Genomic DNA, 26,257 nt, shown 5'->3' on the forward strand with positions numbered 1-26,257 from the left:
CATCTGGGGTTCGGCATTCAACAATGATCTCGGCGGCAAGCTGCGCGTATCGGTAGTCGCCACCGGCATCGAGGCTGAAACCGTCGTCCAGGCGCAGCCGGGCAAGGTGTTCACTTTCCCCGCGTCGCGCACCACCACAACCGTCGCCACGCCGCCGGCGCCTGACGGCACGACGACTGCCGCCGCCGACGAGACGCTCGATTTGATGGCCGATGACGACGGCGACGAATTGCTGCTCGATTCGGACGACATCCTGACCAGCCCGGTGTCCGGCGCGCCGATTGCGCCGCCGACCGACGCCGAGATTGCCGATCAGGATATGGCCGAAGACTTGACCGGCGACACCGTCGAGCCGCCCAAGGCGGCGCGCGAAAGCGGCACCTTGTTCGAGCGTATGTCGAATATCGCCCGCGGCGCCGCCAAGGCCCAGGCCGACGACGAAGAGGCGCCCGAGTATCGCCGCGAGCCGATCGATATCCCGCGCTTCCTCAATCGGCAGAACAACCAATAGGGAATTGACCCCGTGCGCGCCCGTCCCGTCGCCGGGGCTGCACGGCTCGTCGTTACTGCTCTAGCCATAAACCTTTGCGCAAGGCTCCGTTGCGCAATGACGTTGGTCATGGCTCCTTCCACAGCTCACCGCGTGCGCGTTGCGGCGCTGATCCTGACAGCGGTCGGGATCGCCCTTGCCGCCGCGTCGGTGCCGGTGCGGGCTGAAACCGCCAGTGAATCGGGGTCGGCTTATCCGTCACCGGTCGGCTGGATCCAGCGCGAAACGCCGGCGGCGGCGATGGACCGCTACATCCGCGTACTGGCCGCGTCGCCCAAGGATTTCCTGGCGCTGATCGGGGCTGGCAAGGCCGCGCTGGCGCTGGGCGACAGCCAGGCCGCGGTGGGATTCTTCGGCCGCGCCGACGAAGTCTTTCCGACCAGCCCGTTGCCGCAGGCCGGCATGGCCGCGGCGATGGTCGCCGACGGCGACGCCAGCGGGGCGATGCCCTATTTCGTCCGTGCCCAGCAATTGGGCGCGACCGCGGCGATGATCGGCACCGACCGCGGCCTCGCTTATGATTTGCTCGGTCGCAACGCCGAGGCGCAGGCCGACTATCGCGCCGCGCTGGCCGGGACCGACGGCGACGAAGCGCGGCGACGGCTGGCGCTGAGCCTGGCGATTACCGGCGACAAGGCCGGGGCCATCGCCATGCTTGGCCCGTTGATGGGGCGGGGCGATGCCGGGGCGGCGCGGTGCCGTGCGCTGGTGCTGGCCTTGGCCGGTGATATTAGCGGGGCGCGACGCTCGCTCGACGCGGCCATGCCGGGGTCGTCGGCGCAGATGGCGCCGTTCCTCGCCAAACTGCCGTCGCTGCGGTCGGACCAGAAAGCGGCAGCGGTCAATCTCGGCATTTTCCCCGATACCGGCGTCAGATATGCTTATGTGCCGCAGCCCGGGGCAGGGCCGGGGCCAAGTCCGGGTTCGACCGTGCCCGCGCGGTCGGACTATGCGGCGCGGTCGACGCCGTCGCTGGCGCAGACCGTCCGGTCACAAACCGGCTCCAAAATCCGGGGCGCGCTGCCGATGTCGGGCGATCGCCTGGCGTCGATCGACCAATTGTTCAAACAGCCCAGCTCGCCCGAGGCCCCGCGCCCGGTCCAAATGGCCAGCATTCCGCCGCCGGTGCGCGCGCAATTGCCGCCGGCGGCCGGGCCGTCGCCAACCAGGCCGCGGCTGTGGGTGCAGCTCGCCAGCGGATCGAATTCGGATGCCTTGCCCGATCAGTTCCGCCGTCTCAAAAAGCGCAATAGTGATATTTTCCAAGGCCTAAGCGGCTATGTCGCCGAAATGCCGGATCGTTCGCGATTGCTGATTGGACCGTTCAAAAGCGCAACGGACGCGAATATTGTCATCGAAGACCTTGAAAGCGTCCGCGTCGACGCGTTTAGCTGGACCAGCCCCGCCGGCCAGGCGATCAGGAAACTATCGACCGAATGACCCTTGCTCCGGACCTTGCCGCGCACCCAGGGCGATCGCGCGGCCGGGCCCATGCGGAGCCGGACTTCGGCCCCCGCGGCCCGCGCGACATCTTCCAGAGGGATAGGGACCGGATCATCCACTCGGTCGGCTTTCGGCGCCTGCGCCACAAGACCCAGGTGTTCGTCGCCCCCGACGGCGATCATTTCCGGGTCCGCCTGACCCACAGCATCGAAGTCGCGCAAATCGGCCGGACCATCGCCCGCGCGCTCGGGCTCAACGAGGATCTGACCGAAGCATTGTGCCTCGCCCACGACCTTGGCCATCCGCCGTTCGGCCATGGCGGCGAGGATGCGCTGACGCTGGCGCTGGCCGATGCCGGCGGGTTCGATCACAACGCCCACTGCATCCGCTTGGTGACCAGGCTCGAGACGCCTTACGCAGACTTCGACGGGTTGAATTTAAGCTGGGAAGCGCTCGAGGGCCTGGCCAAGCATAATGGCCCGGTGACCGCGCCCAATTGGGCGATGGCCGAGGCCAATGCCGATTTCGATCTGGAGCTCGCCAGCTGGCCGAGCCTCGAAGCCCAGGTCGCGGGAATCGCCGACGACATCGCCTACGACAATCACGACATCGACGATGGCCTGCGGGCCGGGATCATCGACCTCGATGAGCTGGTCGCGGTGCCGCTGGTGGCGCGCCACTGGCGGGCGATTGGCGATCGGCACCCGGACATTACGCTCGACCGGCGGCAGCGGGCGCTGGTCCGCGACCAGATCGGAACGATGGTCAATGACGTGCTGGCCGAAACGCGGCGCCGGGTCGAGGACGCGGGGGTGGCGACCATCGACGAGGTACGGCGCGCGGGGCGGTCGCTGGTCGGTTTCTCGGCTGCGCTCGCCGCCGAGGACCAGGCGCTCAAGACTTTGCTCCACGACCGATTGTACAATTCGCCGGCGCTGGTGCCGGTGCGGCTGGAGGCGCAACGCGTCGTGACCAACCTCGCCGCCGCCTATCGCGCCGATCGCAAGCTGCTGCCTGACGCATGGCAAGTCGACGGCGAAATCGCCCAGCTGCGCAGCATCGGCGACTTCATAGCCGGCATGACCGACCGCTTCGCGATTGCGCGGCACGAGGAGCTGGTCGGGCCGGTCGAATTGCCGGATCGGTTCTAACTGAGACTCAACCACTGTTCGCAATGGGACGTAAGCGGACGCTAGACTGCCACCTCCACATTAGTGCCTTGAAGTCCGCGCCTTCTCCATAAGCTGCTGCCACTTTTTGTCATCTTCAGCAGATTTCTCTTGCTCACCGAGCTCCCAGTACAGCTCGGCGCGCTTGCGAAGCGCCCAAAGGTTGCTTGGATCGCTGACCAATGACGCAGACAGGCTATTCACCGCACCCGGCGTATCGCCAGCGTTTATTCGGAGAATAGCTTCGCCTCGGAGCATAACCGGATTTGACGGATTGATTGCGCGAACCGCTCGGAAATCCTTCTCGGCGTGCGCCTCGTCTTTTTTCTACGCAAACGCGAGACCGCGGTTCGCGAGTGCCCAAGGGTCTTTTGGATCAAGCTCATGTGCCCGCGTGAAGTCGACCAAAGCCTGATCAAATCCGCCCAGATCAAGATGAATCAGCCCCCGATAGACATACGCAGAGGAGTCACGCGGGTCGAGCCTAATGGTTTCATTGTAATCGGAATTGGCCCGGCGATAATCTCCGAGACGGTAGTAAGCGAATCCGCGAGTGCGGACCAAGTCCGAGATTGAGCTATCCTGGCCGGCAATCAGCTTGCTGCAGGCGACGATCTCTATTCGCGGCGGATAGAGATTGTTCTCGTCGTAACATTGATCTCTTAGCGGCTGCTTTGTCGCATCGTCATTCGTGTCGTAAGCCAGCCACAGGAAAAAGCCCCCGATGAGTGTGTTCCAAGCCAAAGAGGCCCAAAAACGTTTCGGCTGCGCTTCACGTTCATACGTGTAAGAAAACCCCTTCGCGAAGGGCTGCACCTTTCCCGTCACGACGGCTTGCAGGACTGTGACAAGAGCCCACATCCCTAGGCCAACCATCAAGATCGGTATGAAATTCGGCGACCGTGCAAACTGCTCGGCAGCCGGCGTGAAGATGAATATTGCAAGGGCAACGAGCGCACATAAAGCGCCAGAGTTGAGAGTGAACTGGGCCGAAGTTCGCCAGGTCAGATCCTCAGAAGGCTGGGTAATGTCTTGGCGAGATGGAGACGCGGCGATGTATCGGAATGCATATCGGGCCGGCATGTAGGCGGCGGCAGCAATGGCAAGCAGCAGCCAAAGGCGGACAGGTATTTGATCAAACATTCAGCGCAATGCTGTCCGATTGCTTTAAAGTCCGCAATGGGTCGAAGTCGGTCGCGGCAGGTTTGGATGGAAAGCGGACATTCGAGGTTCGCGCGACTCGCTGGCTGCTGTAGTATGCAGGGACCGGTTGTCGAACCAAACGCAACCGAAGGGGGGCAAATGAGAGCGAAGATTCTGATCTTGTGCGCGTTGGGCGCATCGGTTGCCGGCTGCGACAAACAAGACCGACAGACGGGCTCAACGGACGAGGCGCAGCAGCAAGTCACCTCACTCCTCGCTAACTGGAAAAAAGCCTTCGAAGCGAAGGACGTTAACGGCGTGATGGCGATGTATGCGACCGGCGACGCGCTTACCGCATACGACATCGTGCCGCCGCTGCAGTACAAGGGAGCAGACGCCTACCGGAAGGACTACTCGGAAATTTTCAGCCAGTTTGACGGACCACTACATGTCGAATTTACGGATGGTCATGTGGAAAGTGGCAGCAATCTCGCGCTCGCCTACGGCCTCGAACGTATCAGCGGAACACTCAAGGGTGGCCAACCGGTCGATATGTGGGTCCGCTACACTTCCGTATTCAAGAAGATAAATGGTCGGTGGCGTGACATCCACGACCATATTTCCGTGCCGGCGGATCTGAACACCGGCAAAGCAGTGCTTGATTTAAAACCGTAGCGCCGCCGCGCCGCCGAAGGCCACGCTAACGTCTGCAATGGGTCGACAGCGGCCATAAGCGCGCCAGCACCGCAGCCGTGACGCGCGGGGCGGGCTGCGCTAGGGCGCTCACAATGTCGCTTTACGCCCAATATGCCGCGCTCCTCGATGGGGTGCTTGACGAGCTTGAGGCCGAGGGCGCGCTGCCGGCGGGGCTGGAGCGGCGCCATGTCGCGGTCGAGCCGCCGCGCGATGCTTCCCACGGCGACCTCGCGACCAATGCGGCGATGGTGCTGGCCAAGGCGGCGGGGACCAATCCGCGCGCGCTCGCCGGGCTGATCGCGCCCAAATTGCAGGCGCTGCCGGCGGTAACGTCGGTCGAGATCGCCGGGCCGGGGTTCATCAATTTGAAACTCACCCCCGACGCTTGGCGGGACGAATTACGGACCATCCTCGCGCAGGGCGACGCCTACGGCATGTCGGACGTCGGCAAGGGCGAGCGGGTCAATGTCGAATATGTCTCGGCCAACCCGACCGGGCCGCTGCACATGGGGCATGGCCGCGGCGCGGTGGTCGGCGACAGCCTGGCGCGGCTGCTGGAAGCGGCGGGCTTCCGGGTGACCAAAGAATATTATGTCAACGACGCCGGGGCGCAGGTCGATACGCTCGCCCGCTCGGTGCACCTCAGGTACCGCGAGGCGCTCGGCGAGACCGTCGCCATGCCTGAGGGCATGTACCCGGGCGACTATTTGATCCCGGTCGGAACCGTCCTCGCGGCCGAGTATGGCGATAAATTCGCCACTGCGCCCGAAGCCGAGTGGCTGCCATTGTTCCGCACCCGGACGATCGCGGCGATGCTCGACCTGATCCGCCACGACCTCGCCTTGCTTGGCATCCACCACGACAAGTTCGCGTCCGAGGCCGAATTGCAAGCGGCGGGCGCGGTCGAGCGGGCCGAGGCGACGATGCGCGCCAAGGGCCTGGTCTATGAAGGCGAGCTCGAACGGCCCAAGAGCCTCGATCCGCACGACGAATGGGAACCGGTTGAGCTGACCCTGTTCCGCTCGACCCGGTTCGGCGACGATCAGGACCGGCCGATCAAGAAAGCCGACGGCAGCTGGACCTATTTCGGTTCCGACGCGGCCTATCATCTGATGAAGGCCGACAGCGCCGACCATCTGGTCAACATCTGGGGCGCCGACCATGCCGGCACCGTTAAACGGGTCCAGGCGGCGGTCAACGCGCTGACCGACGGCCGCGTCGATCTGGATGTGAAGATCGTCCAGATGGTGCGGCTGTTCCGCGCCGGCGAGCCGGTCAAAATGTCCAAGCGGGCGGGCGCTTTCGTCACGCTGGCGGAGGTCGTCGAAGAGGTCGGCAAGGATGTCGTGCGGTTCATGATGCTCAGCCGCCGCGCCGACGCGCCGCTCGATTTCGATTTCGCCAAGGTGGTCGAGGCGTCGAAGGACAATCCGGTGTTCTACGTCCAATATGCCCACGCGCGGGTGTCGTCGCTGCAGCGCAAGGCGGCGGATGCCGGCATCGATCTGGCGGCCACGGCGGATTTGTCGCTGCTCGACGATGAGGAACTGGGCCTGGTCCGCCAAGCCGCGCAATATTCGCGGGTGATCGAAGCCGCGGCCCTGGCCCATGAGCCGCACCGCATCGCTTTCTTCCTCTACGAGCTCGCCGCCCAGTTCCATGCGTTGTGGAACCGCGGCAATGACGACCCCGCTCGCCGTTTCCTGATTGAAAATCAAAAAGATGTTTCGCGGGCGCGGCTGGAATTGGCGCTCGGAATCGGGCAGGTTATCCGCAGCGGTCTCGCGCTCATGGGAGTCGAGGCGGCGGAGGAAATGCGCTGATGGCCGATAGCGGCTTAGCCTACGACCCGGACCGGCTGCCGTGGCTGGTCGAGGAACGCAAGCCGCGCCGCCAGGCGGGCAAGACTCCGCTACTGCTGTGGGCGCTGCTCGCCGCTATGATATTGGCCGGCGGGTCTTATTGGCTGGGGATGCGCACCGCATCGCAGGCCGACGATTTCACCCGCCCGACCCGCACTTCGCCGGCCGCCACCGTCACGCTGCCGCAGCCAAGGATCGTCGAGCCGCAGGTCCGCCCGGCGCCGATGCCCGATGTGCAGCCGGTCGCCGAGCCGGCGCCGGTGCGGATTTCACAGGCAACCCCGGTGCACAGAACCCGGCGGTTCGTGGTTCGCCGCAGACTGCCGCCGCAGCATGCGCCAGCCGCAGAGAATCTGAATCGTGTTGAGGAAGCGCAAGCCGCGCAAGCCGCGCCCGCCGTTGTCGCGCCAAAACCGCTCCAGGCTTGGCCGGCGGCGGTGTCGGAAGGGGCGTATGGGCGCGTCGTTAGGATCGGCACGTTCAGCAGCCGGCGCTCGGCCAAGCTCGCCTGGTGGAGACTGGTTCGCCATTACCCCGGCATGAAGCGATTGAAAGCGGTGGTCGCGCCGGTCCGGTCGCTGCGCAACGGCCAAATCTATTACCGACTGCAATTCGGGACCACGTCGCAGGCGCATTCCGAAGTGCTGTGCCAGCGCATGCGCATCATCGCGCAAAGCTGCGTCGTCGTCGGCTTGCCAAAGCCTTAGGGGGATCGATGGGGGATTTTCGGTCGAGCTATGACGATGGCGAGCTGCCGTGGCTGGAAGCGGTCGACGACGAAGACGGGCCGCGCGGTTTTTCCTCGCGCAAGATGCTCGCCGCCTTGCTCGTCGTCGGCGCCGCGGTGGCGATCATCGCCGCGACCTTCTTCTACCTCGGCCGCCAGGACCCGGCCGGGCTCGGCGCGCCCGAGCTGATCCAGGCCGTGCCTGGTCCGTACAAGGTCAAGCCGACCGATCCCGGCGGCCTCGATGTCGCCGGCGAAAGCGAAACCGCGTTCCAGACCAGCGCCGGCGAGGATAGCGACGCCCAGCTCGATTTGAACGCCCTGCCCGAGGAAGCGGTGGCGCGGCCGCCGCCGGAACAGCCCAAGAAACTCCCGCCCAACGAGACCAAGGTGCCGGTGGTCGAACAGCCGACACCTACGCCCGCGCCAGCCGCCGAACCGAGCGGTCCCGCCGGCAGCGTCATCCAGCTCGGCGCTTACAAGAATGCCGCCCAGGCCGAGCGCGCGTGGACCGCGCTGTCGACCCGCTTCCCCAACGTCAAGGCGATGACCAAGCTGGTGGTGCCGTTTGCCGGCGGCTTCCGCCTGCGCGCCGGGGCGGCGTCGACCGCCGACGCCAAGCAAGCCTGCCAGGCGCTCAAGGTGGCCGGCGAGAATTGCTTCGTAGCTAACTGATGCGGGCGGCGATTTACGGGCTGGCGGGGCTGGACATCGCGTCCGACGAACGCGCCTTCTTCCGCGAGGCCGACGCCGCCGGCTACATATTATTCAAGCGCAATTGCGCCGACCAGGCGCAGCTGCTGCGGCTGACCGACGGCTTGCGCGAGCTGTCCGGGCGCGGCGATTTGCCGATCCTGATCGACCAGGAAGGCGGCCGGGTGGCGCGGATGCGGCCACCGGCATGGCCAACCTTCCCCCCGGCCGAGGTGTTCGCCAATCTCTATCAAGCGGCGCCATCGTCGGCGATCGAGGCGGCGCGGTCGAACGCCCGGGCGATCGCGCTGACCCTCAAATCGTGCGGCATCAACGTCAATTGCCTGCCGTTGCTCGACGTCCGGCAGGAGGGCGCTGACGACATCATCGGCGACCGCGCCTTGGGCTCCGAACCGATGCAGGTCGCCGCTTTGGGCCGCGCCGTGCTCGACGGCATGGCGTCGGCGGGCGTGGTCGGGGTCATCAAGCACATCCCCGGCCACGGCCGCGCGCTGGCCGACAGCCACCTGGAGCTGCCGGTGGTCACCGCCAGTGCCGAGGAACTGGAAATCGATCTCGAACCGTTCGAGCGGCTGCGCGCGGCGCCGATGGGGATGACCGCGCACGTCGTCTACACCGCCTGGGACGCGACAAGGCCCGCCAGCTTGTCGCCGACGGTGATCGCCGACATCATCCGCGGCCGCATCGGCTTCGAGGGCTGGCTGATGAGCGACGACCTCGGCATGGAAGCGCTGTCGGGCGATTTTGGCGAGCGCGCCGCGGGGGTTGTGGCCGCAGGCTGCGACGTCGCGCTCCATTGTTCGGGCAAGCTGGAAGAAATGGTCGCGGTCGCGGGCGCGGTACCGGCGATGAGCGCCGACGGTGAGGCGCGTTTGGCACGGGCGATGGCCACCGTCCTCACCGCCGACGACGGCGCCGACTTCGCCGAAGCGGTGGCGAAAAGGGACGCGCTGCTGGCGCTGGCCTAGACGTCATTGGGAGCGAAACCCCGCCGTTGGGCAGATCGGTGAATTGAATTGACTTTGCGCCGCGCATCCAATTCGGATTGCCGCGTTTGCGTCAGCACAGTGATGGATCCAGGAATCACCGCAATCCACGCGCCTCATTGCGCGAGGCGAGGTAACTGGAGGCGGCCTACGCCCCTGGCGCGACCAGCTCAGGCGGCTCGTTCGCGGGTAGAGCGAACACCGAGAGGCTGGCGATAACCAACATGGCCAGGGTCAGGACGCTGCCCTCCGGACCATCGAATCCGCCTGTTAGGTAATCGGGCCCGATCGGTACGAGTTTCTCAAGCAGGGCCGGAAGGTGAACATCCAGCCCCGTAATAGGTACACCGAATCCAACGCCGGCAGACCAGTTCCATCCGGCATGCCAGCCCATGATCCCCCAAATGCTATTGGCGCGGCGCGCCCAGCCGCAAGCGAAGACCGAGAAGAGGAATGAGAGGCAGGTCACCCGCAGGGGTTGGTGCGGGGAATAATGGAGAAACGTAAATGCAAGCGAGGTCGCGACAATCCCCGCGACGAGGTTCCATCTTCTAGTGACGGATGAGAGAAGCCAGCCGCGAAAGATGAATTCCTCGACGCTCGACTGGAAGGCGAAACAGGGCAGAAGGAACGCGATCCAGAAAAGAGACGAAGCTGAGGCGAATGCCGGAAAACTCGCCTCAGCCCGATAGCCGCCAGCCAGCCAGATTGCCAAAATCGCGAGACCTATCATCGCAATGCCGATGCCTAAGCCGCCCAGGAACTTTCGCAGCCGGCCGGACCCGGTAAGCCCCAGGGTCTCCAGTCCGCGACGCTCGACGTAACGGGACCATGCGTAAGTTGCCGCGGCCATGAACGCGAACGGCAGCAGGAGGAAAAGGCAGAAGGCCAGCGCGGTCAGCGGATCGCCCTTGGCATTGACCAAGCCCCAATGCTCCATGAGAAAGTCGATTGGAACGCTCGAAAGACCGACCAGCAAGATGCATATGACCGGGGCAAGCCAAACCAAAGGCAACCACCCTCGATGCGGGCTTGGCTCGTAAATCATGTTCGGCATACTGTATTGGTATTATAATACACTGCTTGGGATAGTCAAAGCTTCTTCGCTGGCCGTGCCGAAATCGTGGCCGACAAGTCGGGGATCCCGGTCTTTCAAATGAACGGCTTCGTTATGAGATCGTTACGATCGACCGCTTTGGGATTGCCTATAGCGACGGTCGCATCCCGGATCGACGAAACGCTAGTGTCCGCAATGGGTCGAAAGCGGACATTGCTTGAATGCAAATTGCGGCGCTGCCCGGATCTCCGCTGGATTGCTTCGCTTCGCTCGCAATGACAGGGTGGGGCGATGGAATCCGACACTTTCGACCTGGCGATGGCTCCTGAGGACGAGCTGACCCTCAACATCGATGGGTGGGAGGGGCCGCTTGACCTGCTGCTTACGCTGGCGCGGGCGCAGAAGGTCGACCTTGCCGCCATCTCGATCCTCGAACTGGTCGAACAATATCTGACGTACATTGCCGAGGCACGGGCGCTCAAGCTCGAGATTGCCGCCGATTATCTCGTCATGGCGGCGTGGCTGGCCTATTTGAAATCCTGCCTGCTGCTGCCCAAGGACCCGGAAGCCGATCCCAGCGCCGAGGAGATCGCGCTGCGGCTGCAATTGCGGCTCCAGCGGCTCGACGCGATGCGCGACGCCGGGGCGCGGCTGCTGGGCCGTGACCGCATCGGCCGCGACGTCTTCGTTCGCGGTGCGCCCGAAGGCTTGCGGCTGATCCGCTCGTCGGCCTGGCACGCCCGCCCGTTCGACCTGTTCGCCGCCTATGGCACGGTCAAAGCGCGGGCGACGCCGCCGCTGCATGTCATCCACCCGCGATCGGTGATGACGTTGGAGGAAGCGTTGGAGCGGGTCGGGCGGATGCTCGGCGTGCATCTCGACTGGACCGAGCTCGAAGCGTTCCTGCCGCCGACTCAGGACCCGCAATTCCGCCGCTCGGCGCTGGCGTCGAGCTTCGTCGCCGCGCTTGAGCTCGGGCGGCGCGGGCGGGTCGACATCGCCCAGGACGCCGCCTTCGCGCCAATCCTGCTGCGGACCGCGTGATGGAGGAATTTGTCCGCGCCGTGGAGGCCACCCTGTTCGCCTCGGCCACCCCGCTCAGCCCCGAGGATATCGCCGAATATGCCGGCGAAGGCGACGTCGGCGCGGCGCTGGCGCAATTGGCCGAACATTATGCCGGTCGCGGCCTGGAACTCGTCGAGCGCGGCGGGCGCTGGCATTTCCAGACCGCGCCCGACCTCGCCCATCTGCTCCGCCGCACCCGCGAGGAGCCGCGGCGATTGTCGCGGGCGGCGACCGAGACGCTGGCGATCATCGCTTACCACGAGCCGGTCAGCCGGGCCGAGATCGAGGCGATCCGCGGCGTGCAAATCTCCAAGGGGACGATCGACGTGCTGATGGACGCCGGCTGGGTCCGCGCCGCCGGCCGCCGCGAAGGGCCGGGACGGCCGTTGCTTTACGCCACCACGGCGGAGTTCCTGTCGCATTTCGGGCTGGGCTCGCGCCGTGACTTGCCGGGGATCGACGATTTGAAGGCCGCCGGCCTGCTCGACCCCCTCGACGAAGGCAGCTTGCAACTGCAACTGGAAAGCGGCGACGAGGAGGACTAAGAAGGGGCAGTTCCTTAAGTCCGGAGTATTTACATGGGCGGTTTCAGCCTCTGGCATATCCTAATCCTCGGCCTGTTCATCCTGCTGCTGTTCGGCGGCAATCGCTTCTCATCGATGATGGGCGACGTCGCCAAGGGCTTGAAGAGCTTCAAGGCTGGCATGGCCGACGAGGACAAGCCGCACGCGGCCGAACAGCGGCAAATCCCGCCGCAACAGCAGCCGCCGATCGACGTCACGCCGCAGCCGCGCGCCGCCGATCCGACGTCTGCCCCGCCGCCGCCGACCGACGACAGCGCGCACTAAGCCGCTTCGTCGATGTTCGGCGTCGACTCTTCCGAACTGATTGTCGTCGCGGTCCTGGCGCTGCTGTTCATCGGGCCCAAGGAATTGCCACGCACGATGATGACGGTCGGCCGCTGGGTCGGCCAGATCCGCGGCTATGCGCGCCATTTCACCGCCGGGGTCGAAAATGTCATCCGCGAAGCCGAGCTCGAGGAAATGGATCGCAAGTGGCGCGAGGAAAATGAGCGGATCATCGCCGCCCACCCCACCGACGGCGATTATCCCGAGCCCGTGATGACCGCGCTGCCCAACCCATCGGGCTATTCGGACAACGAACCGCCGCTACCGCTCGAGGCACCGGCCGCGCCCGACGACGACCCGACACCGCTTGATCAGCGGCCGCTGCCGTGATCCGCGACATCGACGAGCGCAAGGCGCCGCTGCTCGACCATCTGATCGAGCTTCGCCGTCGCTTGCTGTGGTGCGCCGCGTCGCTGGCCGTGGCGTTTTTCACCTGCCTCTATTTCGCCCGGCCAATCTTCGCGATTTTGGTCCAGCCGCTGCTAAAGGCGGGGCAGGGCAAGCTCATTTACACCGACATTTTCGAAGCGTTTTTCGTCGAGGTGAAAGTCGCCTTTTTCGCCGCGCTGATGATCAGCTTTCCGGTGCTGGCGACGCAGATCTGGCGGTTTGTCGCGCCGGGCATGTATGTCAAAGAAAAGAAGGCATTCCTGCCGTTCCTGCTGATGACCCCCTTCTTCTTCGCGGCCGGGGCGAGCTTTGCCTATTTCCTGGCGATGCCGTGGGCGCTGCATTTCCTATTGAGCTACCAGGGCAATATCGGCGGGGTGCAGCAGGAGGCGCTGCCCGGCGTTGGCAATTATCTGTCGTTCGTGATGCGGTTTCTGTTCGGGTTTGGCGTCGCTTTCCTGCTCCCGGTGCTGCTGATGATCCTCGAGCGGGCCGGGATCGTCACCCGCGAGCAATTGGTCAAGTCGCGCCGCTATGCGGTGGTCGGCTCGGCGGCGGTCGCGGCGGTGCTGACGCCGCCCGACGTGGTGTCGATGCTGCTGCTGCTGGTGCCGCTCTACGGGCTTTACGAATTCGCCATCCTGGCGATCCGCCTGACCCATTGGCGTGCGGCGCGCCGCGCTGGCGCATCGGCGCCAAACGCTAACTCAACCAATGATGTGCAGGGGGCCCAGACAAGTGAGGGCCCGGAAACGCCACCGGGGGGGGGAGGGTAGGCGGTTCCGGGCCCATTTAAGCGGATAGCGAGAGCGGGGGGCAAAAGGTCGCTATCCGAAGACTTAAACGTATCGCCTTCAGCGACGGTTCCGAGTTCCGGAACTTTTTTTTCAACGGCCCTGAAACAAATTTCTGCCCGGCTCAAGGCGTTGGAAAAACAGGTAAATCCACGCTGTAGCGGCCGAGTTTCCGCTCCAGTGTCGAGCGTAATTGCTTGGCGAGGCCGCTGATCACCCGCTCGAATTGCTTTTTGTCGGGCGCTTCGGCGTCATCCGGGACCAGCACCGGGCTGCTCAGTTCGAGCCGCGCGGTCAGTTCGCTGGTTCGGCGCAGCGAGACTTCGACCGGTTCGTCGGGGCGGTTGAGCATCGCATATTCGATGATCTCGGTGACCAGGAAGGCGACCGATACGGCGACGTCCTGGGTGGTGTGGATGGTTTCGAGGTCGAGATCGATGACCAGGCCGCGGGCGGCTTCGGGCGCGCCGCCGCGCAATTCGGCGCCAAGCTCCGACAGCAACGGGCGCAGCGCAATCCCGCGATTCTCCTCCATCTCGGCGAAATGGTTGCGGTGGACGATCGACAGCGCCCCGACCCGGCGGCCGATCGCGTCATAGGCCGATCGTGCTTCCGGGGTTCCCGCGGTCCGGCCGTGGATGTTGAGCAAGGAGGCGACGACCTGGAGGTTGTTCTTCACCCGGTGGTGGACTTCGCGCACCAGCCGTCGCTGACCGTCGAGGGCGTCGGCCATCTCGCGCTCCGACAGTTCGATCCGCTCTAGCCCGCGGGCGAAGGCATCGCGCAGCTCCTGGATTTCGGTCGCCGGGCCAAGCTTGTCCGGCAGCATGGCGCTTTCGCCGGGCTGGAGGCTCATGACGGCGCGCTCGAGCCGGCGCAACGGGCGGATCAGCAGTCGGGTGACGATCAGCCAGCTGATCAGCGCCGCCATCACCCACATCAGCAAGGGCAGCAGCAGCATCAGCCGGTCCATAGTGGTAATCAGCGGTACCTTGGCGCCGATGCGGGTGACCAGCTGTCCGTTACCCAGCGGCCATTGGCTATAGGAATGCCCGCGATCGTCGTCGGTTGTCGCCCCGCCTTCGATCAGCCGCAGCTGACGTGTGCCGTCGCGGATCACCAGCGATTCGATGTCGCTATTGAGCTCGAGCGCCGCGGTGCGCATTTCGGCCGCGGGAATGGCGGCGGTGGCCATGCCGCCGATGACGCCGACGCGCAGGATCAGCGCATCGAGCGTCGGCGCGATCCGGAGCCGAATCGCGCCCGGCGCGACGAGCGGGAGCTCGCTGGGCGCGGGAACTTCGCCGACGACGCACAACGGCGTGCCGTCGGCACTGTCGAGCTCGAACCGCTGCGCCACCGCGGGGGCCACCGCCAGCGACCGCTGGGCCCTTTCGCAGGCGCCGGTCGGGCCGGCGGCGAGCGCGCCATTGGCGGCGATCCGCAAGGCCAGGGCATTGCGCGCGATCAGGCTTTCGATGGCGCGACCTGCGGCCCTCGCCTGATCGTCGGTGCGCCCGCGCGACGCGGTGTCCGCCGTCTGGATGCCGCTGTTCGCGACCCAGATCAGCGCCAGCCCGATCGGCAGCAGCACGGCGCTGAGGATCAACAGTAATTTGGCCGCCGTCGGCAAGGCCGCAAAGCGCTGGGCAGTGCTGGTCATGTCGTGGCCGCCACGCGGTTGGCTAAATGGGAATCAGCTGAGCTTGCCGAGGAGATCGAGAAAATCGTCGGGGACGGATTCGCGCAATGTATCATCGTAAACTGACCGGAGGGCTCGGCCGAGGTCGGCCGAACGATGCTTGCGCGCCACCTTGTCGCGCGGCCCAGCAATGTCCCGCGACCCGTCCTTGGCGCCTGTCGCCTTGGAGCGCTTATTTTTTTTGATCCCGTGCGACTCGCTTTGACTGCCACTCAAACTCTCGTCCCCCCTCGCGCGGGTCCCAGCGCGCTCATACAATCTTGGACAATCCGCGCAACGGGCCGATTCATTGGGTCGATCAGCTGCAAAATGCCCGGCCCAAGCCTTCTCGGCGGCAATACACAGTGCCGATGATTCTACTTAGCCGCCAAGGAAACCAACTCGCCGATGCTTTGTTCCGGCGTCCGTTCACTTCTTCGTGCAGCGGTGCACAACGGCCACGGGGTATCCTTGGGTGGGTTGCAACAATTCTGACGCGCGCTCAAAGAGCGGCCAACCGAATAAAGATCATGGAGAGCCTTCCCTTATGTCGCTTGGCCAGGAACTTGCCCCGCATCTGCCCTTCCTTCGCCGTTACGCGCGCGCGCTGACCGGGAGCCAGGCTCACGGCGACGCCTTCGTCCGCGCCGCGCTCGAAGCAATCGTCGCCGAACCGGACGAATTTCCCCGCGACGTCGATGCTCGCCTCGGCCTTTACCGCACCTTCCATGCGATTTGGTCGACCGCCAACATCGAGGAAGGCGAAGAACCGTCGCGCAGCTTCTCCGGCAGCGAGGGCATTGCCCATGCGCGCCTGTCGCGGATCACGCCGTTGTCGCGCCAGGCGCTGTTGCTGACCTCGCTTGAGGGTTTTTCGTCGGAAGACACCGCGTATCTGATCGGCGCCACTCCCAAGGACGTCGATTCGCTGGTCGCCGAGGCGTTGAGCGAAATCGAGCGGCAAACGCTCGCCGACGTGCTGATCATCGAGGATGAACCGATCATCGCGATGGATATCGAAACCATCGTCCGCGACCTCGGGCACAATGTCACCGGCGTCGCTGTCACCCGCGACGAAGCGGTGGCGCAGGCGCGTTCGCACCCGCCGGGCCTGGTCCTTGCCGACATCCAGCTGGCCGATGATTCGAGCGGGATCGATGCGGTCAAAGACATCCTTGCCGAATTCTCGGTCCCGGTGATTTTCATCACCGCCTTTCCCGAGCGGCTGCTGACCGGCACGCGGCCCGAGCCGACCTTCCTCATCACCAAACCGTTCCAACGCTCGACGGTAAAGGCGGCGATTGCCCAGGCCCTGTTCTTTGACGCGGCGACGGTCCCAGCCAGCTAGGACGCCGGCATAGGGAACATGGGCTTGCCGGGCGCGTTGGCCCGCGAAAGTTCCATTCGTGACGAGACCATAATGGCCGAGCATCCTGAGCATTTGACGACAACTGAAGCGCGGGCTGGCTCAACGCCGCACATGACGCGCTATGTCCTTGTCATCGGCACCGGCCTGGTGATTGTCCTGTTCGCGATCATCTTGTTCGTCGCCGGATGAGCCATACATTCTGCGGCAATGTCGATTGATGTTAGGGTTTGACAACAGCAGCGCACCGGCGCGCATTCAATGGGCGGGGATTTAGTGGTCGACGAACCTCAAGATGTAATGGATTCGGACGTCCCGGTCGAAACCATTCCGCTGTCCGATGCCGATTTCAAGGAAGAACTCGGGGCGGTGATCCCCCATCTGCGGGCATTTGGCCGCTCGATTTCGGGCAGCCGCGATCTCGCCGACGATTTGGTCCAGGAAACCCTCCTCAAGGCGTGGGCCGCCCGGCTGCGCTTCCAGGCCGGGACCAATATGCGCGCCTGGACCTTCATCATCCTGCGCAATCTGTTCCTCAGCCAGATGCGCCGCGCCCGCTTCAAGGGCGAATGGGATGAGCTCACCGCGTCGAAAATCCTCGCTGCTCCAGCCAGCCAGGACAAGCATATCGAACTGGGCGATATGCAGCGCGCGCTGATGCATCTGCCGCAACCGCAACGCGAGGCGTTGATCCTGGTCGGTGCCGGTGGCTTTGCTTATGAAGAAGCGGCGGAAATCTGCGGCTGTGCGGTCGGCACGATCAAAAGCCGCGTAGCCCGCGGCCGGGTCGCGCTGGAGAGCTTATTGTCGAGCAACAAAATGCCCTCGCGCCGTCAGCATCCGTCGGACCCCAACAAATCGGCGCTGCAAACGATCATGGGACAGGTCGAGGAACTCAGCCGCGACCGTTAGGCTCGCGGGTGACCGAGTGTTGCCGGTGGTTAGTTCAGCTGCCTCAGGAGCTCGGCGAAATCGCGGTCGCACGGTTCCGCCGCCGCCGCCTCGAACGCGCGGCGAAGAGCGGCAGTGATGCCGGCATGAGCGAGCGGAAAGTCGACACGAATGATTCTACGATCCATGGGGCATTCCGGCGCTTTTTTCTGTTCAGTTTCTATGTTCACTAAAGAGAGAACGATGGCGGGCTTGGGAAGTTGCGTCCGTTTCGGCTCCCGAACGTGCCAAAAGGGCTGATGGCGATCGCGAAAGGGACCGATAAACGGCAGAATGCGGCGGCGCGAGCCCGCGCCTTTTCGCCGTTCTTGCGCGAATCCCTGGACGCCCGCCCCGACCTTGCCGAGATTTTTATGCAAAAGGGCAGTCGCGCGGCCATTGCGGCGGCGCTGGAACCGGGTGGCAAACCGGTCGAGGTCGAGCTTCGCCGGGCCCGCCTGGGGCTCGCCTTGGCGGTCGCGCTTGGCGACCTGTCGGGCGAACTTGCTCTTGAAGACGTCACCCAATGCCTCTCCGAGTTCGCCGACCAAGCGATCGAGCGCGCCTTGGCCGCAGCGGTTGGCGAGCGGGTCGTCGGCGCCCGTCCCGAGGGCTTCGCGGTCATCGCGCTGGGTAAGCTCGGCAGCAGCGAGCTTAATTATTCCTCGGACGTCGACCTGTTGCTGCTGTTCGATCCTGCCAAGCTGGCCCGACGGGAACGCGACGACGCTGGCGAGGCGGCGGTACGCGTCGCCCGGCGAATGATCGAAATCCTCCAGAAGCGCACCGCCGATGGCTATGTCGCGCGGGTTGACCTGCGCTTGCGGCCGTCGCCGGAAGTGACGCCGATCGCGCTGCCGGTGAACGCGGCGATTTCGCATTACGAATCCTCCGCTTTGCCGTGGGAGCGGGCGGCGTTCATCCGCGCCCGCGCCGCGGCCGGCGACCTGGCGCTTGGCCGGCATTTCTTGCAATCGATCGAGCCGTTTGTCTGGCGCCGCTCGCTGGATTTCGGGGTCATCGACGACATTCGGCAGATTTCGGCGCGGATTCGCGATCATTTTGCCCAGGGCGGGCGCCTGGGTCCCGGTTACGATCTCAAGCGCGGCCGTGGCGGCATCCGCGAGATCGAGTTCTTCACCCAGATCCAGCAAATGATCCACGGCGGCCGCGATCCCTCGGTGCGCGCGCCGGCGACCATGGATGGGTTGGCGGCCCTGACCAAGGCCGGTCGCCTCGATCCGAAGGACGCGGCGGCACTGGCCGACGGCTACCGGTTGCTGCGGACGATTGAGCACCGGGCGCAGATGATCGAGGATGCGCAGACCCACACGGTGCCCGCCGACAGCGAGGCGTTGGATCGGCTGGCGCGGCTCCATGGGCTCGACGATGGCGCCGAATTGCTGAATTTGCTGACGCCCCATGTCGAGCGCGCCGGAACCCTGTTTGACGGATTGGCGCCGAAATCCAGCGGGCGGCTGTCGAGTGATCCCGACATTTTGCTGGGTGAACTGCGCACGATCGGTTTCAATGATCCGGCCATGGCGGCGCTGCGCATCGGCGGCTTGCGATCGGGGCGGGCGCGATCGTTGCGCTCGCCGGCGGCGCAGACCGCGTTTGAAGCGATGCTGCCGGGCCTGCTCGCCGCAATTGCCGCCGGGCCCGACCCGGAACATGCGCTCAATCGCTTCACCGATATCGTCGAGCGGCTGTCGAGCGGGATCAATCTCTACCGGCTGCTGGAAGCGCGGCCCAAATTGGGCCTGCTGCTGGCCAAGATCCTCGCTTATGCCCCGGCCTTGTCCGACCAGCTGGCGCGGCGGCCCGAGCTGCTCGAAGGCCTGTTTGACGCCTCGAGCTTCGATCCGCCGCCTTCAGTGGAGGAATTTGCCGCCAGCCTGACCGACGCCATGCGCGGGCAGCCCTATGACGTCGCGCTCGACCGGGTCCGCCGGCTGGTCAATGAGCGTCGTTTCGCGCTCGGCGTGCAGCTCATCGACTTGCGCAGCGATCCGTTGGCCGTTGCCGCCGGCTATGCGCGGGTCGCCGAAGGCGCGCTGCTGGCGCTCGCCGACGCCGCGGTGCGCGAATTCGAGAGCGTGCATGGCAGGATTCCAGGCGGCGAGCTGGTGATCCTCGGCCTCGGCCGGCTCGGTGGCTGCGCGCTGACCCATGCGTCCGACCTCGACCTCATTTACCTGCATACTGGCGCGCCAGATTTGGTTTCCGACGGGGACAAGCCGCTGGGCCCGGCCAATTACTTCAACCGGCTGGCCAGCCGGGTGACGGCGGCGCTCAGTGTTTCGACCGCTGCCGGGCCGTTGTACGATGTCGACACGCGCCTGCGTCCGGAAGGCGCCAAGGGCATGTTGGTGGTGTCGCTCGATGCGTTCGCTGCTTACCAGCGCCAGGAGGCGTGGACCTGGGAGCATATGGCGCTGTGCCGCGCGCGGCCGGTGTTCGGCTCGGATGCGGCGCGCGCGCAAGCGTCCGGCCTGGTCGCGGAAATCCTCAATCAGCCCCGCGACGCCGCGAAGGTCGCGGCCGATGCCGCCACCATGCGCGTCGAGATCGCGCGCCATAAAGTGCTCGCCGGCGCCTATGACGTCAAGCTCGGTCCGGGCGGGCTGGTCGATCTCGAATTCGCCGTCCATGTGCTGCAGCTGACACGCCACATTGGCCTTGATCCGGGGCTCGACGCCGCCGTGCAGCAGCTCGCCGAAGCTGAATTGCTTGATACAAACATTATCGAAGCACAACGTTTGCTAACGCGAATGCTGGTCATGATGCGGCTGGTTTCGCCCGAAGGAAGTGACCCGATTCCAGAGACTTGGGAGTTGGTTGCCGCAGTGTGCGGAGCGCCGGATACCAAGCATCTACTTGCCGAACATGCCGCCGCCCGGCAAAGCATCGCCGCGCTATGGCAGGCCATCAAAGGACCATCGGAATGACCCAATCTCATCATGCGCCGGCACTTCTTTTAACCGCCAGCGATGGCGTCGAAACCAATCTCGCCGCGCCGGGCCAGCGGGTCGTGCTCTATTTCTACCCCAAGGATGATACGTCGGGTTGCACCCGCGAGGCGCAGGATTTCACCGCTTTGGCCGGCGCGTTCAAATCGGCTGGCGTGCGGGTCATCGGTGTCTCGCGCGACCCGATGACCAAGCACGACAAGTTCATCGCCAAATATGATCTCGCCGTGCCGCTCGTCGCCGACGAAGACGGTCGCATCTCCGACGCGTTCGGCACCTGGGTCGAAAAATCGATGTACGGCCGCAAATATATGGGGATGGAGCGCGCGACCTATTTGATCGGCGCCGACGGAAGGATCTTGCGCGAATGGCGCAAGGTCAAAGTCCCCGGCCACGCGGCCGAGGTTCTGGCAGCCGCGAAAGACCTAGCGTCGGCCTGATCTATTTCCCGGCGAGGTCGGTCAGCATTAGCTGCCAGTGGACGACATTGTCGTAGAGCGATTCGACCGGCAGCCGCTCGTCCTTGCCGTGGGCGCGGAAATCGATCGGGACGACGACCCAGCCGCCATTGGTGCCATAGACCGGGATCCCGGCGACCCGGAACGGGCGCGCGTCGCTCGCTCCGGTCGACATTTCGGGGAACACCGCCATGCCAGGGTGAAGCGTCTGCACCGCGCGGGTGTAGGCGCCGGTGACGTCCGGCCGCAGCGGCGAGCTGATCGACGAAACATAATTGTCGTTGCGGCTGACGACGACTTCGGGATCGGCGACGACCCGAGTGAGCTCGGCCTGGATCGCGTTGGGGTCGGTCCCGGGGAAGATCCGGCAGTTGATCATTGCCGTGGCGAGCTGGGGCAGGGCATTGTCGGCATGGCCGGCGAACAGCCGGGTCGGGACGCAGCGGGTGCGGGTGAGGCCGACCTCGCTTTCGCTGGCTTCGACGGCGTCGGCGGCCGCGCCGTCATCGGGTTTGGCGAGCCACGCGCGCATCGCATCGCCCAGCGGCCCCTTCTCCATCTTTTCGCGGGCCGAGAAATAGGCCCGCGTCGTCTCGCTCTGCATCGGCGTGAAGCGATAGGCCTCGATCCGGTCGAGCGCGTGGGCCAGGCTGAAGATCGCATTGTCCTTGCGCGGCTTGGACGAATGGCCGCCGCGGTTGCGGACCGTCAACGTGTAGCCGGCGAAGGTTTTCTCGGCGGTCTGCATGGTGAAGCCGGCGTTGGTCCCATCGGGGTTGAACCCGCCGCCGCCGCCGTCCGCATTGAGTCCATATTCAGGGTGCCCGAGCAGCGGCAGCCACTGGCTCGCGCCGTTGTTGGCGCCGATGCCGTTGGTCTCTTCATCGCCGGTGAACAGCACGACGATGTCGCGCTTGGGCTTGAAGCCGGCCGCCTTCAGATTGATCATCGCCTGGGTAATGCCGACGATACCGTCCTTCATGTCGATCGTGCCGCGACCATAATAATAGCCGTCCTTTTCGGTCAGCACGAACGGATCGGTGGTCGAATCCTCGCGCTTGGCCTCGACCACGTCCATGTGGCCCATGAGCATGATCGGGCGCGACTTGGGCGTTCCCGCGGCGCGCCAGCGGACGATCAGCGCGGCGGTATCATCCTCGCCGGTGGTCGCGCTGCCGGTATGATAGGGCATGACGTGGACGTCGGCGGCGGGAAAGCCCGCCGCCGTGAACTGGTCGGCGACAAACTGCGCCATGCCCGGGACATTGTGGCGGCCGATCACCGTCGGCGTGTTGATCACATGCTCGAACATGGCGTGCGTCGCGGCGCGTTGGGCCGGCGTCAGCGCCGGCTTGGCCGGTGCGGCAAGCGCGGCGGCGGGCAGGCAGGCAAGCAGGATGGCGGCGATTTTGCGCATGGATTTCCTCCCAAGAATTTGGCGACGCTAGCCTTTGCCAAGCGGCGGTCAAGTGCCCGTCTATTTCCCCGCGAGGTCGCTCAGGATCATTTCCCAATGTACGACATCGTCGTACATCGCGCGGACTGGCAGGCGCTCGTCGAGGCCGTGGGCGCGCTCGTCGTCGGGTGAAATGCCCCAACTGCCATCGACGTCGTAAACCGGAATTCCCTGGGCGCGGAAGAAACTGCCGTCGCTGGCGCCGGTCGACATGATCGGCGTCACGTGCATTTGCGGGCCGTGGATGGCCTGGATCGCGCGTGTGACGGCCTTCAATACATCGGGCCGCAGCGGCGATGGCGGGGTCGGCTGGCCAATGTAATTGGGGTCGGGCGTAACCGTGACCTTGGGTCCGGCGAGTTGCTGCAGCTCGACCTGGACCGCCTTGGGTTCGACCGAGGGCATGATCCGGCAATTGACCGTCGCCTGCGCGGTTTGCGGCAGCGCATTGTCGGCATGGCCCGCCTGGAGCATCGTCGCCACACAGCGCGTCCGCGTCAGCCCCACCTCGAGCGGATTGGCTTCGATCGCGTCGGCCGCGGCGCCGTCATTGGGATCGGCGAGCCAGCGCCGCATCGCCTGGCCCAACGCACTATTCCCCTCCTGCCTGGCGCGTTCGCCGAAATAACCGCGGCTGGTGTCGTTCATCATCGGCGTGAAGCGGTGCGCCTGGAGCGCCTTCAAGGCGTCGGCCAGGTCGTAAATCGCGTTGTCCGGGCGCGGACGCGAGCTGTGTCCGCCGGGATTATGAGTCGTGAAGAAATAGGTCTGGAAAGTCTTTTCGGCCGTCGAAATGCCGCAGCCGAGCGGCCGGAAATCGCGATCGTAGGACCCGCAGCCGCCATCGGCGTTGAGGCCGAACTCGGCGTCGGTCAAATTGCGCCATTGGGTCGACCCAAGCGTCGCGCCGCGGCCCATCGTTTCCTCATCGCCGCTATAGAAGAAGATGATGTCGCGGTTCGGCTTGAACCCCTGCGACATCAATTTGACCGCGGCCATGGTCGTTGCGACGTCGCCGTTCTTCATGTCGCTGGTGCCGCGACCGAGGAAATAGCCGCCTTCCTCGCGGAACCCGAACGGGTCGTATTTCCAGTCCGCGCGCTTGGCTTCGACGACGTCCATGTGGCCGAGAATCAGCATTGGCTTTTTGGTTGCTTTCGGCGAGCGCCAGCGAATGATCAGAGCAACCGTTTTGTCGCCCGGTAGCGCCTCGTACGGCATGACGTGAATGTCGGCTTCGGCAATGCCGGCGGCGCGGAACTGATCGGCCAACAGTTTCGCCATGCGCGGCGTTTCGCCGCGGTTATGAACCGAGGGAATCTCGATCGCCTGTTTGAACAAATCGCGCGTCTTCGCTTGCCACGCGGGGGCGAGTTTGGTCGGGACCGTACGGGGATCAGGGGCCGCCATGGCCGAGGCGGAAAGGCAGGCGAGCAGCAGGGCAAATCGTCGCATGGTCATTCTCCGGGTAGAAGCTGGGTGAAAACTACGGCGCGCCATGCCCTTCGGCAAGATATTCGGCGCTGCGCATTTCTTCGAGGCGGCTGACGGTGCGGGCGAACTCGAAGCGGCCGTCGCCCTGGGGGTATAATCCCTCGGGTTCGGCCTCGGCCGCCGCGAGCAATTTCACCTTATGCTCGTAAAGCTCATCAATCAGGGTGACGAACCGCGCCGCTTCGTTGCGCCGGTCCGGGCCCATCACCGGAATGCCGACGATGATCACGGTGTGATAGCGGTGGGCGATGGCGAGATAGTCGGCGGCGCCGCGCGCTTCGCCGCACAGCCGCTGGAACGAGAACACCGCGACTCCCTTGAGGCTTTTGGGGACGTGGAGCGTCCGCCCGCCCCCAACCTCAAGCTCGGCCGATGGCACTTTGGCGCGGTCCTCGACCGGATAATCGGTCAGCTGGAAGAACGCCCGCGACAAAGCCGCGGTGGCGGCCGGTCCGTTGGGCACGTGCCACACCGCGACGCCCGCCAGGCGGTCGAGCCGGTAATCGGTTGGTCCGTCGACCGCGACGACCGTCATGCGCTCGCTGATCAGGTCGATGAACGGCAGGAACAGCTCGCGGTTGAGGCCGTCCTGGTAGAGGTCGGCGGGCGGGCGGTTGGAGGTGGTGACGATCTTGACCCCGCGTTCGAGCAATTTTTCGAACAAGCGCGACAGGATCATCGCGTCGGCCGGGTTGTTGACGATCATCTCGTCGAACGCGAGCAGCCGTGCTTCGGCGGCGATGCGATCGGCCACGGCGTCGATCGGGTCACCTTCTTCGCTCATCCGCGCTTCGCGCAGCCGCTGGTGGGTCTCGAGCATGAACGCGTAAAAATGCACCCGGCGCTTGGGCTCGATGGCGATATGATCAAAGGCGAGGTCCATCAGCATCGACTTGCCGCGGCCGACGCCGCCCCACAAATAGACGCCGGCCAGTGGCTCGTCTGGCCCTCCGAGTAACCGTTTGAGCAAGCCGCCGCGCCCGTTGGCCAGGGTCTCCGCCAAGCGGTCGAGCGCCACGACGGCGCGGGCTTGCGCGGGATCGGTCTTGAGCTCACCCGCCGCGACCAGCGCGGCATAGGCTGCCCCAACTGGGCCGGTCATGCCGGGCGGTTGGGAGTACGAATGCGCTTCAGGGTGCCGGAGAAACTGTGGGTCGGCTCGCCGTCCTGATCGCAAATGCCATTGAAGAAGACATGCCCGCCCGGGGTCTGCTTGACCAGAGTGACTTCGGCATCGAGCGGGATGCTGGCGCGGCCGCGGCCAATGAACCGGACCGAGCATTCGAGGGTCACATAATGGCCTTCGTCCATGCCGGCGCAGCGCCCGCCGGCGAACATCGCCATGTCGATGAAGCTCATCACCGCGCCGCCGTGGATCGAGCCGCCGTGGTTGAGCATGCCCTCGGTTGGAAACATGCGGCAACGGGCGCGGCCCTCACCGTCGGGCTTGAACAGCAATTTGCCGGTCGCGGCGGCGAAGCTGCCGCGCGGGAAGTCGCCCCAGCTGTACCAGCCCGGATGGTCGGGATCTTCGCTTACTCCGGCGGGCAGGGCCACTAGGCCACGCGTTCCGCGATGAGTTTTTTGGTCTCGGCGATCGCTTTGGCCGGGTTGAGGCCCTTGGGACAAGCGTTGGCGCAGTTCATGATCGTGTGGCAGCGATAGAGTTTGAACGGATCCTCAAGGCCGTCGAGCCGCTCGCCGGACGCCTCGTCGCGGCTGTCGGCGAGGAAACGATAGGCCTGGAGCAGCACGGCGGGCCCCAGGAAGCGGTCCTGGTTCCACCAATAGCTCGGGCAGCTGGTCGTGCAGCAGAAGCACAATATGCATTCGTAGAGGCCGTCGAGCTTGGCGCGATCCGCGGGCGACTGCAGCCGCTCCTTCGATGGCGCGGGCGAGGTGGTCTTCAACCACGGCTGGATCGAGGCATACTGGGCATACGCGTGGGTCAGGTCGGGAACGAGGTCCTTGACCACGTCCATCGCCGGCAGCGGCGTGATCTGCACTTCGCCCTTGATGTCGGCAATCGCGGTCGTGCAGGCGAGGCCGTTGCGGCCGTTCATGTTCATCGAGCACGACCCGCAGATGCCCTCGCGGCACGAGCGGCGGAAGGTCAGCGTCGGGTCGATCTCATTCTTGATCCGGATGAGCGCGTCGAGGACCATCGGCCCGGTCTTGTCGAGGTCGATGGTGTAAGTGTCGAAGCGGGGATTGGCGCCGCTGTCGGGATCGTAGCGATAGATTTTGAACGCCTTGAGCCGGGTGCCGTCCTCGGGCTTATGCGCGCGCCCTTTGGTGATGCGGCTGTTCTTCGGCAGTCGAAACTCGGCCAAGGCCACTCTCCTGTGCGTCGCCAAGGCCGCTAGCATGGGCGGCAACGCAAAGAAAAGGGCCGC

Annotated in this window: 27 protein-coding genes and 1 pseudogene; 18 read left to right on the plus strand and 10 right to left on the minus strand. The window is 65.0% G+C overall.

From position 1 onward, the window contains the following. The 3 genes and pseudogenes from RMO25_RS12595 to RMO25_RS12605 all read left to right on the plus strand — a co-directional run. Positions 1-511 (plus strand): annotated as a pseudogene (locus RMO25_RS12595) (cell division protein FtsZ); the annotation flags it as partial. A gap of 108 nt (positions 512-619) precedes the next feature. Then, a complete protein-coding gene (locus tag RMO25_RS12600; RefSeq protein WP_309662949.1) occupies positions 620-1,990 on the plus strand; it encodes a hypothetical protein in 1,371 nt (456 codons plus the stop codon). Continuing rightward, positions 1,987-3,144 (plus strand): deoxyguanosinetriphosphate triphosphohydrolase, encoded by a 1,158-nt coding sequence (locus RMO25_RS12605; protein WP_309662950.1) that lies wholly within the window; start codon positions 1,987-1,989, stop codon positions 3,142-3,144. The genes RMO25_RS12600 and RMO25_RS12605 overlap by 4 nt, the downstream gene beginning before the upstream one ends. 345 nt (positions 3,145-3,489) lie before the next feature. Here the strand turns inward: RMO25_RS12605 and RMO25_RS12610 are convergent, their stop codons facing one another. Continuing rightward, positions 3,490-4,305 carry a tetratricopeptide repeat protein gene (locus tag RMO25_RS12610; protein ID WP_309662951.1) on the minus strand — a complete coding sequence of 272 codons (816 nt, stop codon included), beginning with the start codon at positions 4,303-4,305 and terminating at the stop codon, positions 3,490-3,492. 159 nt (positions 4,306-4,464) lie between these two features. On the opposite strand from RMO25_RS12610, the gene RMO25_RS12615 reads away from it, so the two are divergent. The 5 genes from RMO25_RS12615 to nagZ all read left to right on the plus strand — a co-directional run bounded on the left by RMO25_RS12615 (position 4,465) and on the right by nagZ (position 9,272). Beyond that, positions 4,465-4,980 (plus strand): nuclear transport factor 2 family protein, encoded by a 516-nt coding sequence (locus tag RMO25_RS12615; RefSeq protein ID WP_309662952.1) that lies wholly within the window; start codon positions 4,465-4,467, stop codon positions 4,978-4,980. 113 nt (positions 4,981-5,093) lie between these two features. Further along, on the plus strand, positions 5,094-6,824 hold the full coding sequence (gene argS / locus RMO25_RS12620; protein ID WP_309662953.1) for an arginine--tRNA ligase: 1,731 nt from the start codon (positions 5,094-5,096) through the stop codon (positions 6,822-6,824). Next, a complete protein-coding gene (locus tag RMO25_RS12625; RefSeq protein WP_309662954.1) occupies positions 6,824-7,570 on the plus strand; it encodes a hypothetical protein in 747 nt (248 codons plus the stop codon). The genes argS and RMO25_RS12625 overlap by 1 nt, the downstream gene beginning before the upstream one ends. Positions 7,571-7,578: 8 nt before the next feature. Next, the gene (locus tag RMO25_RS12630) at positions 7,579-8,265 is read left to right on the plus strand and encodes an SPOR domain-containing protein (protein WP_309662955.1); all 687 of its coding nucleotides are present in this window, start codon (positions 7,579-7,581) and stop codon (positions 8,263-8,265) included. Continuing rightward, positions 8,265-9,272: a beta-N-acetylhexosaminidase gene (nagZ, locus tag RMO25_RS12635; protein ID WP_309662956.1), complete on the plus strand. Its 1,008-nt coding sequence runs from the start codon at positions 8,265-8,267 to the stop codon at positions 9,270-9,272. The genes RMO25_RS12630 and nagZ overlap by 1 nt, the downstream gene beginning before the upstream one ends. Positions 9,273-9,438: 166 nt before the next feature. Here the strand turns inward: nagZ and RMO25_RS12640 are convergent, their stop codons facing one another. Then, entirely contained in the window at positions 9,439-10,347 is a 909-nt protein-coding gene (locus RMO25_RS12640) for a CPBP family intramembrane glutamic endopeptidase (RefSeq protein WP_309662957.1), read from the minus strand. A 291-nt stretch (positions 10,348-10,638) separates the two neighbouring features. Between RMO25_RS12640 and RMO25_RS12645 the strand changes: the two genes are divergently transcribed. Genes RMO25_RS12645 through tatC form a run of 5 tightly spaced genes read left to right on the plus strand, consistent with a single transcriptional unit; the run spans position 10,639 to position 13,486 of the window. Beyond that, the gene (locus RMO25_RS12645) at positions 10,639-11,391 is read left to right on the plus strand and encodes a ScpA family protein (protein ID WP_309662958.1); all 753 of its coding nucleotides are present in this window, start codon (positions 10,639-10,641) and stop codon (positions 11,389-11,391) included. Further along, positions 11,391-11,957, plus strand: a complete 567-nt coding sequence (gene scpB, locus RMO25_RS12650) for an SMC-Scp complex subunit ScpB (protein WP_309662959.1) — start codon at positions 11,391-11,393, stop codon at positions 11,955-11,957. Before RMO25_RS12645 ends, scpB begins: the two co-directional genes overlap by 1 nt. Positions 11,958-11,990: 33 nt before the next feature. Then, positions 11,991-12,260 carry a twin-arginine translocase TatA/TatE family subunit gene (locus RMO25_RS12655; protein ID WP_309662960.1) on the plus strand — a complete coding sequence of 90 codons (270 nt, stop codon included), beginning with the start codon at positions 11,991-11,993 and terminating at the stop codon, positions 12,258-12,260. Between the two features lie 12 nt (positions 12,261-12,272). Continuing rightward, a complete protein-coding gene (locus tag RMO25_RS12660) occupies positions 12,273-12,650 on the plus strand; it encodes a twin-arginine translocase subunit TatB (protein WP_309662961.1) in 378 nt (125 codons plus the stop codon). Continuing rightward, positions 12,650-13,486, plus strand: coding sequence for a twin-arginine translocase subunit TatC (gene tatC / locus RMO25_RS12665; RefSeq protein ID WP_309662987.1), 837 nt, complete (start codon positions 12,650-12,652; stop codon positions 13,484-13,486). The genes RMO25_RS12660 and tatC overlap by 1 nt, the downstream gene beginning before the upstream one ends. Positions 13,487-13,628: 142 nt before the next feature. Here tatC and RMO25_RS12670 read toward each other — a convergent pair whose 3' ends face one another. Then, the gene (locus tag RMO25_RS12670) at positions 13,629-15,167 is read right to left on the minus strand and encodes a sensor histidine kinase (RefSeq protein WP_309662962.1); all 1,539 of its coding nucleotides are present in this window, start codon (positions 15,165-15,167) and stop codon (positions 13,629-13,631) included. A gap of 33 nt (positions 15,168-15,200) precedes the next feature. Then, entirely contained in the window at positions 15,201-15,317 is a 117-nt protein-coding gene (locus tag RMO25_RS12675; protein ID WP_309662963.1) for a NepR family anti-sigma factor, read from the minus strand. Positions 15,318-15,732: 415 nt separating this feature from the next. On the opposite strand from RMO25_RS12675, the gene RMO25_RS12680 reads away from it, so the two are divergent. The 3 genes from RMO25_RS12680 to RMO25_RS12690 all read left to right on the plus strand — a co-directional run bounded on the left by RMO25_RS12680 (position 15,733) and on the right by RMO25_RS12690 (position 17,463). Next, positions 15,733-16,533, plus strand: coding sequence for a response regulator (locus RMO25_RS12680; protein ID WP_309662964.1), 801 nt, complete (start codon positions 15,733-15,735; stop codon positions 16,531-16,533). A gap of 72 nt (positions 16,534-16,605) precedes the next feature. After that, positions 16,606-16,743, plus strand: coding sequence for a hypothetical protein (locus tag RMO25_RS12685; protein WP_309662965.1), 138 nt, complete (start codon positions 16,606-16,608; stop codon positions 16,741-16,743). 108 nt (positions 16,744-16,851) lie between these two features. Continuing rightward, a complete protein-coding gene (locus tag RMO25_RS12690) occupies positions 16,852-17,463 on the plus strand; it encodes a sigma-70 family RNA polymerase sigma factor (protein WP_309662966.1) in 612 nt (203 codons plus the stop codon). Between the two features lie 29 nt (positions 17,464-17,492). On the opposite strand, the gene RMO25_RS12695 is transcribed toward RMO25_RS12690, so the two are convergent. Then, positions 17,493-17,861 (minus strand): hypothetical protein, encoded by a 369-nt coding sequence (locus RMO25_RS12695; protein WP_309662988.1) that lies wholly within the window; start codon positions 17,859-17,861, stop codon positions 17,493-17,495. Here RMO25_RS12695 and glnE point away from each other — a divergent pair. After that, positions 17,742-20,432 (plus strand): bifunctional [glutamate--ammonia ligase]-adenylyl-L-tyrosine phosphorylase/[glutamate--ammonia-ligase] adenylyltransferase, encoded by a 2,691-nt coding sequence (gene glnE, locus RMO25_RS12700; RefSeq protein WP_309662967.1) that lies wholly within the window; start codon positions 17,742-17,744, stop codon positions 20,430-20,432. The two genes, RMO25_RS12695 and glnE, sit on opposite strands and share 120 nt — an antisense overlap. Continuing rightward, positions 20,429-20,893, plus strand: coding sequence for a peroxiredoxin (locus RMO25_RS12705; protein WP_309662968.1), 465 nt, complete (start codon positions 20,429-20,431; stop codon positions 20,891-20,893). Before glnE ends, RMO25_RS12705 begins: the two co-directional genes overlap by 4 nt. 1 nt (position 20,894) lies before the next feature. On the opposite strand, the gene RMO25_RS12710 is transcribed toward RMO25_RS12705, so the two are convergent. Genes RMO25_RS12710 through RMO25_RS12730 form a run of 5 tightly spaced genes read right to left on the minus strand, consistent with a single transcriptional unit; the run spans position 20,895 to position 26,194 of the window. Further along, entirely contained in the window at positions 20,895-22,328 is a 1,434-nt protein-coding gene (locus RMO25_RS12710) for a M20/M25/M40 family metallo-hydrolase (protein ID WP_309662969.1), read from the minus strand. Between the two features lie 60 nt (positions 22,329-22,388). After that, on the minus strand, positions 22,389-23,828 hold the full coding sequence (locus RMO25_RS12715; RefSeq protein WP_309662970.1) for a M20/M25/M40 family metallo-hydrolase: 1,440 nt from the start codon (positions 23,826-23,828) through the stop codon (positions 22,389-22,391). Between the two features lie 25 nt (positions 23,829-23,853). After that, positions 23,854-24,963, minus strand: coding sequence for a cell division protein ZapE (zapE, locus tag RMO25_RS12720; RefSeq protein ID WP_309662971.1), 1,110 nt, complete (start codon positions 24,961-24,963; stop codon positions 23,854-23,856). After that, positions 24,960-25,418 carry a PaaI family thioesterase gene (locus RMO25_RS12725; protein WP_309662972.1) on the minus strand — a complete coding sequence of 153 codons (459 nt, stop codon included), beginning with the start codon at positions 25,416-25,418 and terminating at the stop codon, positions 24,960-24,962. The genes zapE and RMO25_RS12725 overlap by 4 nt, the downstream gene beginning before the upstream one ends. Then, positions 25,418-26,194 (minus strand): succinate dehydrogenase iron-sulfur subunit, encoded by a 777-nt coding sequence (locus tag RMO25_RS12730; protein WP_309662973.1) that lies wholly within the window; start codon positions 26,192-26,194, stop codon positions 25,418-25,420. Before RMO25_RS12730 ends, RMO25_RS12725 begins: the two co-directional genes overlap by 1 nt. Between the last annotated feature and the right edge of the window lie 63 nt (positions 26,195-26,257).

Origin of the sequence: Sphingomonas sp. (assembly GCF_031361285.1) — a bacterium.
Lineage (GTDB): Bacteria > Pseudomonadota > Alphaproteobacteria > Sphingomonadales > Sphingomonadaceae > Sphingomicrobium.